This window comes from Enterobacter sp. 2VL, assembly GCF_005503595.1.
Taxonomy (GTDB): Bacteria; Pseudomonadota; Gammaproteobacteria; order Enterobacterales; family Enterobacteriaceae; genus Enterobacter; species Enterobacter cancerogenus.
Map to the genome: position 1 here is coordinate 16,574 of NZ_SCNE01000002.1, position 13,182 is coordinate 29,755.

14 protein-coding genes are annotated in these 13,182 nt (G+C 57.3%); 5 read left to right on the top strand and 9 right to left on the bottom strand.

Going from position 1 to position 13,182, the window contains the following annotated elements:
* The first annotated feature begins 66 nt into the window (after window positions 1-66).
* Complete coding sequence (locus tag FFS28_RS04555; RefSeq protein WP_006174607.1) at window positions 67-462, top strand: lysozyme inhibitor LprI family protein; 396 nt, start codon at window positions 67-69, stop codon at window positions 460-462.
* Here FFS28_RS04555 and rutR read toward each other — a convergent pair.
* The 3 genes from rutR to FFS28_RS04570 form a co-directional block, all read right to left on the bottom strand.
* Window positions 459-1,097, bottom strand: a complete 639-nt coding sequence (gene rutR, locus FFS28_RS04560) for an HTH-type transcriptional regulator RutR (RefSeq protein ID WP_006174606.1) — start codon at window positions 1,095-1,097, stop codon at window positions 459-461. The two genes, FFS28_RS04555 and rutR, sit on opposite strands and share 4 nt — an antisense overlap.
* Complete coding sequence (locus tag FFS28_RS04565; RefSeq protein WP_101737931.1) at window positions 1,094-2,008, bottom strand: DMT family transporter; 915 nt, start codon at window positions 2,006-2,008, stop codon at window positions 1,094-1,096. The genes rutR and FFS28_RS04565 overlap by 4 nt, the downstream gene beginning before the upstream one ends.
* 115 nt (window positions 2,009-2,123) lie before the next feature.
* Window positions 2,124-2,294 carry a con-10 family general stress protein gene (locus FFS28_RS04570; RefSeq protein WP_137848914.1) on the bottom strand — a complete coding sequence of 57 codons (171 nt, stop codon included), beginning with the start codon at window positions 2,292-2,294 and terminating at the stop codon, window positions 2,124-2,126.
* Between the two features lie 390 nt (window positions 2,295-2,684).
* Between FFS28_RS04570 and wrbA the strand changes: the two genes are divergently transcribed.
* Entirely contained in the window at window positions 2,685-3,281 is a 597-nt protein-coding gene (wrbA, locus tag FFS28_RS04575) for an NAD(P)H:quinone oxidoreductase (protein ID WP_006174602.1), read from the top strand.
* A gap of 18 nt (window positions 3,282-3,299) precedes the next feature.
* On the top strand, window positions 3,300-3,527 hold the full coding sequence (locus tag FFS28_RS04580) for a YccJ family protein (protein ID WP_006174601.1): 228 nt from the start codon (window positions 3,300-3,302) through the stop codon (window positions 3,525-3,527).
* Window positions 3,528-3,559: 32 nt separating this feature from the next.
* Here the strand turns inward: FFS28_RS04580 and agp are convergent, their stop codons facing one another.
* The 6 genes from agp to FFS28_RS04610 form a co-directional block, all read right to left on the bottom strand.
* The gene (gene agp / locus FFS28_RS04585; RefSeq protein WP_137848915.1) at window positions 3,560-4,801 is read right to left on the bottom strand and encodes a bifunctional glucose-1-phosphatase/inositol phosphatase; all 1,242 of its coding nucleotides are present in this window, start codon (window positions 4,799-4,801) and stop codon (window positions 3,560-3,562) included.
* Window positions 4,802-4,891: 90 nt separating this feature from the next.
* Entirely contained in the window at window positions 4,892-5,395 is a 504-nt protein-coding gene (locus tag FFS28_RS04590) for a DedA family protein (protein WP_137848916.1), read from the bottom strand.
* A gap of 72 nt (window positions 5,396-5,467) precedes the next feature.
* Entirely contained in the window at window positions 5,468-6,787 is a 1,320-nt protein-coding gene (locus FFS28_RS04595) for an NAD(P)/FAD-dependent oxidoreductase (protein ID WP_137848917.1), read from the bottom strand.
* Between the two features lie 260 nt (window positions 6,788-7,047).
* Window positions 7,048-7,725: a GntR family transcriptional regulator gene (locus FFS28_RS04600; RefSeq protein WP_137848918.1), complete on the bottom strand. Its 678-nt coding sequence runs from the start codon at window positions 7,723-7,725 to the stop codon at window positions 7,048-7,050.
* 68 nt (window positions 7,726-7,793) lie between these two features.
* Window positions 7,794-9,293 (bottom strand): aldehyde dehydrogenase, encoded by a 1,500-nt coding sequence (locus tag FFS28_RS04605; RefSeq protein ID WP_137848919.1) that lies wholly within the window; start codon window positions 9,291-9,293, stop codon window positions 7,794-7,796.
* Window positions 9,294-9,302: 9 nt separating this feature from the next.
* Window positions 9,303-10,205 (bottom strand): dihydrodipicolinate synthase family protein, encoded by a 903-nt coding sequence (locus FFS28_RS04610; RefSeq protein WP_102891124.1) that lies wholly within the window; start codon window positions 10,203-10,205, stop codon window positions 9,303-9,305.
* Window positions 10,206-10,588: 383 nt separating this feature from the next.
* On the opposite strand from FFS28_RS04610, the gene yddG reads away from it, so the two are divergent.
* Window positions 10,589-11,506, top strand: a complete 918-nt coding sequence (gene yddG / locus FFS28_RS04615; RefSeq protein ID WP_006174587.1) for an aromatic amino acid DMT transporter YddG — start codon at window positions 10,589-10,591, stop codon at window positions 11,504-11,506.
* A 246-nt stretch (window positions 11,507-11,752) separates the two neighbouring features.
* Entirely contained in the window at window positions 11,753-13,138 is a 1,386-nt protein-coding gene (locus tag FFS28_RS04620) for an MFS transporter (RefSeq protein ID WP_137848920.1), read from the top strand.
* Window positions 13,139-13,182 lie beyond the last annotated feature (44 nt).

Below are 13,182 nucleotides of genomic sequence, written 5' to 3' on the forward strand. Positions count from 1 at the left end.
GGGGCTACATACGTTACCGTAGGCCGGATAAGCGCAGCGCATCCGGCTTTTTTGTAGGGAGAGAAGATGAAACCATTACTTATTGCGGGCGCCGCACTGCTGTTTAGCACCAGCGCGCTGGCCGATGTTTGCGCCAGCGCCAACACCCAGGCGGACATGAACAGCTGTACCGCTCAGCAGTATCAGGCAGCAGATAAAAAGCTGAACCAAACGTATCAGACGGTGATGAAGCGCGCCGACGCCGCACAGCAGCCGCTGCTGAAAAAAGCGCAGCAGGCATGGATTGTCTTAAGGGATGCAGACTGCGCGTTTGCCGCCTCCGGCAGCGCGGGGGGCAGCGTCCAGCCGATGATCGCCAATCAGTGTCTGGCGGAAAAAACCACCGAGCGCGAGGCCTATCTTGCGTCCTTAATGCAGTGTGAAGAGGGCGATTTGAGCTGCCCCCTTCCCCCGGCGCACTAACGCACGCGGATCCCTTCGATTATCATCCGCTGGACGTTTTCAAGGGTGCTCTGGAAAAACGCCTCATCCCGCAGCGTTTTTCCGGTCACCGCTTCCACCTGGGCCGCAAAGTCAGCGTAATGCTGCGTTGAGGCCCAAATCATAAAGATCAGATGCTGCGGGTCGACCGGAGCCAGCTTCCCGGCGGCTACCCATCCGGCAATGATTGCCGACTTGTCGTCAACCAGCTGCTTTAAATCGCCCGTCAGCTCAGCCTGCAGCAGCGGCGCGCCCTGCAGCATCTCCAGACAGAACAGCCTGGACGCCTGCGGATGGTCGCGGGAAACTTCGAGCTTCAGGCGGATGTACTCCCCGATGGCGACCAGCGGTGCCAGCTCTTCGCGAAACGCTTTCAGCGGCGCGAGCCAGATATCCAGGATCTGCTTCATCACCGCCACATAGAGCGCCTCTTTTGACGGGTAGTAGTACAGCAGATTGGTTTTCGACACCCCGGCCTGTTCAGCCACCTGCTCAAGACGCGTGCCGTGAATGCCAAACTGCGAGAAGGTCTCAAGCGCCGCGCTGAGAATGGCCTGCTTTTTGGCGCTGACGGCCAGGGAACGCTTGCCGGTTTTTGGCGCTGCGCGCGGGCTCATACCTGCTCTCCCGGCTCGTCACAGACCCGCGTCTTTTTCTTGCGCCTGAGCTTTAGCTCGCTTACCAGCACGCCCGCGATGATGAACGCCGCCCCCAGCAGCGCGAGCAGCGGCAGGCGCTCGCCAGCGATGCGCCCGAAAATACCCGCCCAGACCGGCTCACCGGTATAGATAACCGTCGCGCGCGTGGGTGATACGCTGCGCTGCGCCCAGTTCATGGTGACCTGAATAATGGCGCTGAAAATGCCCAGCCCCAGGGCAACCACAACCAGCCCGGTGGACATTGGCGGAACCGACTCCCCCGCCGGAACCATGGCGGCAAACGCCACCAGCGAGGCGGTAGCAAGCTGCACCACCGTCACCCGCTTAACGTCCACGCTTCCCGCCCAGGCGCTAATCAAAATAATTTCTGCCGCAATGGCAATGGCACCCGTGAGGGTGATCAGCTCGCCCGGCCCCAGCGCCAGCAGGTTATTTTCCGGTCCGGCCAGCAAAATCAGGCCAATAAAGGCCAGCACAATCCCGATGCAGGACATCAGCCCCGGCATCCGCCCCAGACAGAGCCACTGCAACAGCGGCACCAGCGGCACGTACATGGCGGTAATAAATGCAGATTTACTGCTGGAGATGCTCTGCAACCCCCAGGTTTGCAGGCTGTAGCCCATGGCGATGGCAATACCAATTGCCACACCGGCCTTCAGTTCTTTGAGCGTCAGCCCGCGCAGAGTTTTCAGTGAGATTAACGCCACGGCAATCGCCGCGGTGGCAAAGCGCAGACCCACAAAAAAGAAGGGATCGCTCAGGGTGACCGCGTACTGGACGGCGAGGAAGGTTCCGCCCCAGAACATGGTGATCAAAATGAGAATGGCTTCCTGGGGTTTAACGGAGAGTGTAAAGCGTGAAACTGACATGCGGCACCGGCGAAAAGAATCAATGCCCTAGTGTGCGATGCCTTGCGTTCCAGTTCAATGTTACGGGCATAAAAAACCGCCGGGAGACCCGGCGGCAGGGAGTCAACCCGGCGTACTACTTGCTGCTGCCGTGGCTGTTTTTCCCCCCTTTTTTGCCAGCTTCTGATGCACGCTGAGGGTCATTTTTGAAATTACCCCCGCTTGACTGGCCACCTTTACGACCTGCTTCTGATGCTCTGTCACGGTCTTCTGCGAAATTACCTGAACCACCACGATGGTTTGCCATCTCTAACCTCCAGAGTGTGAAACATTAGACATCATATTGCATTCAGTAAAAGAGTATTCTTTCACCTGGCGACGTCAGCGCAGTACCTTTATCTGCGTCGCGTGAAACTAAGCTTAGCGGAGTGAGGCTATCCGGCAAGCCAGAGGTAATATCCTGCAACATGATCTGAGCCTTTTGTATGAGATAACGCGACGGCCATCCATAAGCCTCTCTTATCATTCCAAAAATTTGACGGCCGAAAGTTGTTTCATTTTGCTACAGAGACGAAACGTTAACATATTGTTATAAATCAAAGAAATGGCCTGAAAAGTTGCAGTCTGCCCATCACGACATATCTTTAAAGTAACGCAGCGATTCGCTGTCAGAACAACAAACGAGGAGTGATGCAAAATGGCAAAAGTTCTGGTGCTCTATTATTCCATGTATGGACACATTGAAACCATGGCTCACGCGGTTGCAGAAGGCGCAAACAGAGTAGACGGCGTGGATGTTGTGGTGAAGCGCGTACCGGAAACCATGAACGCCGAGGCGTTCGCCAAAGCCGGGGGAAAAACACAAAACGCCCCGCAGGCCACGCCGCAGGAGCTGGCCGACTACGATGCCATTATCATCGGCACCCCAACCCGCTTCGGCAATATGTCAGGCCAGATGCGCACCTTCCTCGACCAAACCGGAGGACTGTGGGCGTCTGGCGCGCTGTACGGCAAGCTGGCGAGCGTATTCAGCTCAACCGGGACCGGCGGCGGCCAGGAGCAGACGATTACCTCAACCTGGACTACCCTTGCTCATCATGGGATGGTGATTGTGCCGATTGGCTACGGCGCGCAAGAGCTGTTTGATGTGTCTGAGGTTCGGGGCGGCACACCTTACGGCGCAACCACCATTGCCGGTGGCGACGGCTCTCGCCAGCCAAGTAATGAAGAGCTTTCCATCGCCCGCTATCAGGGTGAACACGTCGCGGGTCTGGCCAAAAAACTTTTCGGCTAACCCAACAGGAGGACAAGCATGCCAACTCAAGAATCGAAAGCCCACCGCGTAGGTGAATGGGCCAGTTTACGCAACACCTCGCCGGAGATCGCCGAAGCTATCTTTGAAGTCGCAAAATATGACGAGAAGCTGGCAGAGCAGATATGGGAAGAAGGCAGCGATGAGGTTCTGGAACTGGCCTTCGGGAAAACGGACAAAGACTCCCTGTTCTGGGGTGAGCAAACCATCGAACGTAAAAACGTCTGACTATGTCCCCCGCCGCGGCGGGGGATTTTCCGCTATTTTGCCGCGCTGTTCATTACCGCATCAAACTTATCAATCGGACAGAATCCGTCTGCATCAATAGGGCACCCTTTCAGCGCCAGGGTCACGCGCTGCGCCGGGGATGCCAGTGACAGCACGCTGGCGTTACGCAACTGCTCCGTACTTTGGTAGACATACTCAATCTTCATCAGCTCGCGGTTGGCGTTCTTATCGTGCCAGCGCTGGAAGACGATTTTCCCGCCAATCGGCGTGCGCTCCTGCTGGTCATGAAGCTGATACGGCTGGAAATCCAGCGCCGTCAGCAGCGAGGCGATGTTGGAGTCGTGACCCACCAGCAGCGTTATTTTTGGCGAGGTGGTCCGGTCGGTGACCAGCGCCTTGTCGATATACTTCACCAGCGGTTTCGCGACGTTTTGTGCCACCGCTGTAGAGGTAAACAGCGCGTCCTGATAGCCGTTTTTCAGCTTCGACAGTATGCGCCACTGCTGGTCGGTTTTGATTTCGCCCCACGCGACCTGGTCCATCGGGAACCCTTCGTAATACTGCAGAGTGAAGGCATCCACCAGCGAATTCCCTGTTTTCAGCGGCCCGGAGACGCCCGGCTCTTTGTCGACATCCGCGCTGAAGGTATCTTTTGCATCCGTCAGGGAACAGATCTTCTTCTCCTTGCAGGACGGCGAATCAGCAAAGTTGGTCATCTGCTCCAGCAGCCTGTAGCTCTCGTCCAGCTGCATTTTCTGTCGTTCTGATGCCATCGCACTGAGCGCTTTCTCGCGGAATTCCGGCGAGCTGTCGGTAATGATGGGGTTGAAGGTCGGGTCCATGGTGCCCATTTTTTCCTGATGATGCACCGGCACGTCGCAGCCCGGGAACGCCCCGGTAATAAAGAACTGCGCGGTTGCCACGGTGCGCTGCAGGCTGTTGGCGTAGGCATACACGGTGTCGGCTGGCGGGCATTCACCTGAGGTCACCATCTTCTGCGCTGCCAGCCATTCGCGCATATAGTGGCCCATGTAGACTTCAAGCACGCCGCCCTTGGTGGTCAGCTGGCCGCCCGGCACATCCCACTCAGTCCACTGCTTCGCCGTGGACTGCTCCAGAACGCTGCCGTTATTGGCGAGCGGCGCGCGCAGGTTGTGGCGGCTCATGATTAAGACCTGTTCCAGCTGGTATCCTTCGGGCGTGTCCTGCGCCTGAGCGCCAAAGGTGACTGATACGCAACCTGCCACTGCAACAGCGAGTAGTGCTTTTCTCATCCCTTATTCCTCACTCGGTTTTGATGTCGCGTTAAGTGTGACAGATTGATGACAATTTTCCGGGAAGCATTTCTCAAACCGCTCATAAGATTAGAAAATCGCGATCCCCATGGCCGCAGCAACGTATAACGCTGCCCAGACGCAGGCTGAAATCAGGCTCACGAGATATACTTTGCCGGCGTTCAGCCTTAGCATACCGGCGGTCAGCGGGACGATATAGCGCAGTACCGCCAGAAAGCGCGCGGTGAACAGCACCAGGACGTCGTTTTTCTGCAGTCGGTGCTGCACACGCAAAAACGTATCGGCATGTTTTGCGGTGAGCCGCGTAATGGTGCGCGTGCTCCCCATCCGCTGGCCGAGGTGGTAATTGAGCACCGATCCCAGGGCGGCACCCAGCGCGACTGCGAGCCACGCCAGCCCCGGATGCAGGCTGGACAGGCCCGCAGCAATCCCAGCGATCAGCATTACCGAGGCGGGCGGAAGCACGGAGGAGACGATCACCGTCGATTTAGCCAAGGCCAGTGCAAAGAGCAGCGCGAACAGATGCGCCGGGTAGTGCGCAAAATGGTTCAGCAGATTGTCCAGCCACGCCATGCTTCACTCCGGATCGTTGTTTCGTCAGTCCTGCTATTAGAAACGAACGTGCCTGAATGGCGTCTAAACCGCTTAGACCTCGAGCCCTGCCCGGTACTGCCCCCACCTGAGCACCGAGTTAACGCCTACAGAGAGGAACGGCTCCGGCGGCGTCTTATTCGGCCCCGGCGAGGCGGCAAGAAAATCAATCAGCTCATTGCGCTCGCCGGCAATCATATCCGCCAGCAGCTTGCCGGTAGCCGTACCGCGGGTGATCCCGAGGCCGTTACAGCACAGCGCGCCGTACACGTTTGGCGCAAGCTGGCCGAAAAAGCCCTCGTGATTCTCCGACAGGCAAATTGCACCGCTCCAGGAGTATTCGAAATCCACCTGTTTCAGGGTCGGGAAGCGGCGTTCGAAGGATTTACGGTGGTTGGCGATAAACCGTTTCAGGTGCTGCTCGCGCGGGCGACCATCCGGATGGAAGCTGAAGCTGTTACGCACCAGGATGCGGTTGTCCACCGTCCGGCGCACGGTACTGCCAAAGGGATGCGCCGGGATCACCCCCCAGACCGGCTTGCCGCCGAGCTGAGATTGCTCATCAGCGGTCAGGGGCCGCGTCAGGCTACCGTACAGGAAGGTCGGCAGCAGGCGTCCGCGCAGAAAGCCAAAGTGCGACGCAAAGGCATTGTTCGCCAGAATCAGCGTATCTGCCGTGATGCTGCCTTTATCATGCACCAGTGTCACTTTGTCGCCGTAATTAATCGACGTAATGGGCGTGTACTCATAGAGCGTGACGTTCGCGGGCAGGCTGTTTGCCAGCCCCTTTACCAGCGCCGAGGGTTGCAAAAGGATGGTGCCCGGAATATAAAGCGCCTGTTTGTAATACGACGTGCCGATGTGGTCGGGAAGATCGTGACCCGCAATCATCTGCGTTTCCCGGCCAATCTTCTCCAGCCCCCTGCGATAAGCTTCCAGAATCGCTATCCCCTGCTCGCCAACCGCCGCCTGGTATTTCCCGGATTCGGACATCTGGCACGCAATACCGTGCTCCCGAACAACCTCACGCAGATAGTTTTGCCCCAGCGTGTTGAGCCGGAGAATCAGGTTTGCCGTTTTGACATCGCCGATGTAGTCCTTCGCCCCAATGTCGTGCGGGACGTCGATGGCAAAGCCCGCGTTGCGACCGGACGGGCCAAAGCCCACCTCCTGCGCCTCAATCAGGACAATTTCATCCTCGGGGAAATTCAGCGCCATCTGTCGGGCGGCGGCAAGCCCGGTTAACCCGGCTCCAACGATCGCCCAGCGGGCATGTTTTTGCCCTACATGGGCAGGACGAGGGATGCGCGATGGACTGGTGTGATACCACCCTGGCAGGGCGTCATCGGCAGGCAGTGAGGTGATCTTTTGCACGTGATTTACTCCGGTACGCTGTCATTTTTTCTTTTCGCTTACGACCACTAAGCGTTGCTGAAAAACATGGTAGCCAGACTGGAATAATGAATACGTGATGTATATCTCATGTATACAACAAGTATAAAAATAGTTAAATTTAGGTTAATTTTGGGCGTAGAAAAGCCCCCGATGAACGGCGAATAAAGGAAAAAAATGTCGTGAAAAACGCCCGCCAGCGGAGGCCGCGGGCGGAACGTCAGGTGAGATTAATCAAATATCTACACGCGCTCATCGGCCTTTAACCCCTGCGGCGCGATGAAGATCTCCATGTTTTCCCGGGACAGCTCCCAGTGTTCAAATACCAGATCGACTACCGTCTGTTCATCGCGTGCTTCCAGCGCGGCGATAAACGCATCGTGATGATCGGCGGCCAACAGTAACCGCCGCTCCATGTCCTCATTTTGCGGACGGAAAAAGGTGTGGCCGATACGGCAGTGGTCTATCAACAAACGGCCCAGGCTCGGCTGCAGATAGGGGTTCGCCGCCATCTCGCCCATGATCTCGTGAAAGCGGTTGTTCTCCAGCGCCAGCGCGTCGGCATCCTGGTTTTGAACCGCTTTGCGAAAGCGCTTTTGCGCCTCTTTCAGCGCCTTTAACTGCACGGGCTTGTAATGCTGAACCGCCAGGCGCCCCACTGCGGCATAGATCATCGGGGCCACGAGGAAGAAGTTGCGCAGCGTAGCGTGGCTCATGGGGATCACCCTTACGCCCCGCTTTTCGACAATCTCGAGATACCCTTCCCCCGCAAGGCGCTGAAACACTTCGCGCACCGGGGTGCGTGACAGGCCGTATTGCGCCGTCAGGCTGGCTTCATCCAGCAGCGCATCGGGATCCAGTTCCATCGTCAAGATAAGCCGCTTGAGATCCTCATAAAGCGTAGCTTTGCCCGTTCTCATTATCGCCTCCTGAAACTGCCTGTAATGCTGATTAACCTACAGATAAAGGCGCGCGACGGCAAATTTCCTCAGTCATCCTCGTCAGAAACGTCAATCCAGATGGTTTTCAGTTCGGTGTACTGATCGAGCGCGAAGGCTGACTTATCGCGCCCGCCAAAACCGGACTGCTTATAGCCGCCAAATGGCGTCGTGGCGTCGCCTTCCCCGAAGCAGTTCACGGTCACCGTCCCGGCGCGAATAGCGCGGGAGACGCGAACGGCGCGATTGAGTCTGCCGGTATAAACCGATGCAGCCAGCCCGTAAGGGGTGTCGTTCGCCAGCGCAACGGCTTCGGCTTCGGTTTTAAACGTCGTGACGCACAGCACCGGGCCGAATATCTCCTCGCGGAACAGCGCGCTTTCCGGCGTAACGCCGTCGATCACCGTCGGCTGCACATAAGCGCCCTTCTCCGTACTGCCGCCGTGCAGCACGCGCAGCCCTTCCTGACGCGCAATATCAAGATAGCGGCTTACCTTACTGAAGTGTTCCGGCGAGACCATCGTTCCCAGACGGTTGTTCGGATCGAGCGGATTGCCCATCGTCCAGGTGCCGATCTGCTTCGCCACCTCTGCCAGCAGCGCCTCTTTTATCCCTTCCTGCACCAGCAGGCGCGACGTGGCAGAACAGTTCTCGCCCATGTTCCAGAACGCACCGTTAAGCACATGCCCGGCAACCGCCGCGACATCATCGGCATCGTTAAACACCAGCGCCGGATTTTTGCCGCCGCACTCCAGTACAACCTTTTTCAGGTTAGATTCGGCGGCGTAATGCAGGAAACGACGCCCGGTTGCGGTCGATCCGGTAAAGCTGACCATGTCGATGTCGGGATGCAGCCCAATCGGCTCACCAACCGCCTTGCCGGTTCCGGTGACGATATTCAGCACGCCCGCCGGAACGCCCGCCTCATACGCCAGTTCCGCCACGCGCAGCGACGTCAGCGAGGTTTGCTCTGCCGGTTTAACCACGACGGAGCAGCCTGCCGCCAGCGCCGGACCGATCTTCCAGGCGAGCATCAGCAGCGGGAAGTTCCACGGCAGGACGCAGCCCACCACGCCAATCGGCTCACGCACCACCAGCGCCAGCGCGTTGCCCGTTGGCGCGGTGTGGTCATACAGCTTGTCGATGGCTTCCGCGTGCCACTTCAGAACATGAATAGTTTCCGGCACGTCCACCGCCAGGCACTCGCTGAACGGCTTGCCGCTGTCAAGGCTTTCCAGCGCCGCCAGCGACTCACACTCCTGCTCCATCAGCGCCGCCAGCCTGAGCAAGACCGCCTTACGTTCACCCGGCGTCTGCTTGCGCCAACTGCCTGACTCAAATGCACCACGCGCCGCGCTGACTGCCGCGTTCACGTCGTTTTCATCGCAGGCGGCGATATCGGCCAGGGGTTCACCGGTCGCCGGATTATAGGTTGTCAGGGTTTGGCCGGAATGGGCCGCGGTGAAACGGCCATTGATAAATGCGTTATCCGGGATCTGAAGATGGTCCGTAAGGCGCATCACGTCCCCGAGCGTCTGAAGCTTGTTCATCTTTTCTCCTTACGCCGACGTTACCGCCGCCACGTTGCGTTTAACTTCAGTAATCACCGCTTTCAATTGCGCTTTTTCTGCTTCATTCAGATCCTGTAACGGCGCGCGCACCTGACCGGATGTCAGGCCGTTCAGTTCGCAGCCGTAACGGATGGACTGTACAAACTTGCCGCCGTCCAGGAAATGCATCAGCGGCATCATGGCCGCCATGATCCGACGACCTTTGTCGAAGTCTTTCTCCACCACGCAGGCCTCATACAGCGCCACGTGTTCACGCGGAATGAAGTTAGACCCGGCGCACACCCAGCTGCGTGCGCCCCAGGCGAAGAATTCCAGCGCCTGATCGTCCCAGCCACAGGAGAGCGCAATATCAGGGAATGTGCAGGCCAGCAGGTGCAGGTTGTTAAAATCGCCCGAGCTTTCTTTGATGGCGACCACGTTGGACGAGCGGCTCACCTCACGGAAGTAGGTTTCACCCATGGTGATCCCCATCCGGCCGGGATAGTTATAGAGCATGATCGGCAGCTGGGCGGCTTTATCGACCGTCAGCGCATGATGGGCGTTTTCCAGCTCGGTCGGCAGCGCGTACGGCGGCGAGGTCACCAGAATCGCATCGGCCTTGATTTCGCGGGCGTGCTTCGCATAGTCCACCGCGTCTTCGGTGCGGGTTGCCCCCGTGCCGACAATCAGCGGGAGTCGAGTGCCAATCACCTGACGCGCATGTTCGGCCAGCGCCTTACGCTCCTGCGCGCTCTGGGCATAGTACTCACCTGTTGAGCCGCCGATGATGATGCCGTGAACGCGAGCCTCAATCAGCGACTCCAGCACCTCGGCGAAGCGCGCAAAATCAATGCTGCCATCGGCCGCATAAGGGGTAATTGCCGGGGTGTAAATACCTTCAAATGTTAACACGTTAACCTCCAGAGAAATGCGCGACCCGCAGGTCGATACGGCAACCCGCCAGGCTGCGTTTGTTAAAAATTTGCACATCGGCGTGAAGGAGGTCAATAAATGAATATTTCGTGTATACATAAAAAATACAAAATAAATACGCTTCTGTTGTATATTTCTACGCACAGAAAAAATAAAAATACTAAATATCAATGCATTAAAAGTTATTTTTCGTCGTAGTAATTTTCTACATGATTTCAGATAACGATCACATTCCAGAATTTTTGGCGTCCTGGACGTATTTACAGCGCTCCGACGGCGGCATAGTTTTAAGGCAAGATTTAACCAGAATTTAACAGCCAGCCGCCCTGGTTGTGATCCAAATGTAAACAGAGGTACAGGGTATGCCCCAGAAGAAAGCCACGCTCATCGGATTACTCGCCATCCTGCTGTGGAGCGCGATCGTTGGGTTGATTAAAAGCGTGAGCGAAGGCTTCGGGCCGGTGGGAGGCGCGGCACTGATTTACAGCTGTAGCGCAGTGCTGCTGCTGTTCACCGTTGGCTTTCCGAAGCTGCGGCAGTTTCCGCCGGGCTATCTGATCCTCGGCAGCATCCTGTTCGTGTGTTACGAACTCTGTCTGTCACTGTCGCTGGGCTTTACCCACTCGGGTCGGCAGGCCATTGAAGTCGGGATGGTGAATTATCTCTGGCCGAGCATGACCATCCTGCTGGCGGTGATCGTCAACCGGCAAAAAACCCGCCCGCTGATTATTCCGGGGGTGATTTTAGCGGTCGCAGGAATATGCCGGGTATTAGGCGGGGAACAGGGATTTTCGTTCAGCGAAATGACGCGCAACGTCATGGAAAACCCGCTCAGCTATGGACTGGCCTTTAGCGGTGCCATTATTTGGGCAATATATTGTGTGGTTACCAAAATAATTGCCAAAGGCAGTAACGGGATCACCCTGTTCTTTATGTTAACCGCCCTGACATTATGGGTGAAATACCTGACGTCGCCGCAGCCGGAATTTGTGCTTTCGTGGCACGCCTGTATTAGCCTGCTGCTGGCCGCCATCGCCATGGGCTTTGGTTACGCCGCCTGGAACGTCGGTATTCTTCACGGCAACGTGACGGTACTGGCTGCCGCTTCGTATTTTATTCCGATTATCTCGGCGGTGCTCGCCGCGTTTATGTTGAACTCACATCTGACGCTCTCCTTCTGGCAAGGAACCGCGATGGTGAGCCTGGGGTCGCTGATGTGCTGGTGGTCTACCCGCAGCGTGGCCGCAAAGAAATTACCCGTCATCAATGAAAGTAAGTAAGACCTTAATAATAAAAAAACATCTTATCCGACCATCCTGCACCGGAGGAGTATTGATAATGAAAAACTCTCAATAACAGAAAAACCCGTTTATTCATCACGCTTTACTTATTTTACCTGACCGACATTTATACCGTAATCGTTTGATTAACGGCACCGTCTGCGTGCGCCTGTAATAAGCCTCCATCGCTTTTAAGGACTGTTACAGCCGTTAATTCAACGACGTCGGGGAAAGACAGGAGTTACCATGTCAAAGACCATTTCTGTAGAAGATGTTCCCCTTAATCGTTTCCACCGACTGCTGACCGTGCGATCGGGCGGCGGATCCTTTGTCGATGGCTACGTGCTAAGCATCATCGGCATCGCGATGATGAAAGTCTCGCCCGCACTGGGCCTGAGCGCCTTCTGGGAGGGGCTGATTGCCGCCTCGGCGCTGATCGGTATTTTCTTCGGGGGGTTTATCGGCGGCGCGTTGACCGACCGACTCGGCCGCCGCGTGCTCTATTTCGTTGGCCCGACGCTGTTCGTGGTCTGCTCCGTGGCGCAATACTGGGTGCAGAGCGGCGAGATGCTGTTTGCCCTTCGCTTTATGAATGGCGTGGCCGTGGGGATTGAGTACCCGGTAGCAACCGCCTTCCTGGTGGAGTTTCTGCCAAAGAAAAATCGAGGGCCTTCTCTCGCCACCCTGACTATTCTGTGGTTCGCGGGGGCGGCAACCGCCTATCTGACGGGCGAAGCCATCCTCAGATTTGGCGGGCCTGACGCCTGGCGTCTGGCGCTTGCCAGCACCGCCGTTATTGGCGTGCTGCTGTTCCTGGTCCGTTTGGGTACCCCGGAATCGCCGCGCTGGCTGATGAGCAAAGGGCGTCATGCAGAGGCCGAAGCGATTATTCGCCGCGTCTATGGTCCCGGTTTTGGTCTGGATAACCTGCCCGTGCAGGCCGAGAGCAAAAACCTCTCCTTTGCCAGCCTGCTGCATTCCGGCTATGGCAAACGGATGGCGTTTGTCACCGTCTTCTGGACCTGCTCCGTCATCCCTGTTTTCGCCGTGTACGCCTTTGCCCCAAAAGTGCTGGACGCGCTGCACCTGACCGGCGGCTGGGCATCCTACGGCTCGGTTGCCATTACCCTGCTGTTTGTGGTCGGCTGCGTTATCGCTACCCGCCTGGTAAACATCCTTGGCCGCCGTAGGCTGCTGCTGCACAGTTTCCTGTGGTCGGGTCTGGCGCTGCTGCTGCTAGGGTTGTTGCGCGACGGCCCCTCTGCGGTGATCCTGCTGATGTTTGGCCTGTACGCCCTGTTCATTGGCGGCGCACAGGTGCTGCAGCTGGTCTACCCGAACGAGATTTTCCCCACCGAAATCCGCGCGGGCGCAGTCGGCGTTGGCACTTCGCTGTCGCGTATTGGCGCGGCCGTGGGGACCTGGCTGGTGCCGGTATCACTGCAAAGCCTGGGCATAGGCCCGACGATGTATATTGCGGCGGCCATCACCTTCTTTGGCCTGGTGGTGTCATGGTTCCTTGCACCTGAGACCACTGCCCGTAGCCTGGAAGATGCCTCATCGCTTGAAGAGACGCCCCCGCGTGACAAGGTCTCCATGCAGGCAGTCATGCCGAAACGGCAGAGTTTCTGACGTCTTACGCCGGGTAGCGCTGCGCTGGCCCGGCACGCAAACTG

Coding starts and splice junctions, on each gene's coding strand:
- FFS28_RS04555 (WP_006174607.1), top strand. CDS start 67: ATGAAACCATTACTTATTGCGGGCGCCGCACTGCTGTTTAGCACCAGC.
- rutR (WP_006174606.1), bottom strand. CDS start 1,097: ATGAGCCCGCGCGCAGCGCCAAAAACCGGCAAGCGTTCCCTGGCCGTC.
- FFS28_RS04565 (WP_101737931.1), bottom strand. CDS start 2,008: ATGTCAGTTTCACGCTTTACACTCTCCGTTAAACCCCAGGAAGCCATT.
- FFS28_RS04570 (WP_137848914.1), bottom strand. CDS start 2,294: ATGGCAAACCATCGTGGTGGTTCAGGTAATTTCGCAGAAGACCGTGAC.
- wrbA (WP_006174602.1), top strand. CDS start 2,685: ATGGCAAAAGTTCTGGTGCTCTATTATTCCATGTATGGACACATTGAA.
- FFS28_RS04580 (WP_006174601.1), top strand. CDS start 3,300: ATGCCAACTCAAGAATCGAAAGCCCACCGCGTAGGTGAATGGGCCAGT.
- agp (WP_137848915.1), bottom strand. CDS start 4,801: ATGAGAAAAGCACTACTCGCTGTTGCAGTGGCAGGTTGCGTATCAGTC.
- FFS28_RS04590 (WP_137848916.1), bottom strand. CDS start 5,395: ATGGCGTGGCTGGACAATCTGCTGAACCATTTTGCGCACTACCCGGCG.
- FFS28_RS04600 (WP_137848918.1), bottom strand. CDS start 7,725: ATGAGAACGGGCAAAGCTACGCTTTATGAGGATCTCAAGCGGCTTATC.
- FFS28_RS04605 (WP_137848919.1), bottom strand. CDS start 9,293: ATGAACAAGCTTCAGACGCTCGGGGACGTGATGCGCCTTACGGACCAT.
- yddG (WP_006174587.1), top strand. CDS start 10,589: ATGCCCCAGAAGAAAGCCACGCTCATCGGATTACTCGCCATCCTGCTG.
- FFS28_RS04620 (WP_137848920.1), top strand. CDS start 11,753: ATGTCAAAGACCATTTCTGTAGAAGATGTTCCCCTTAATCGTTTCCAC.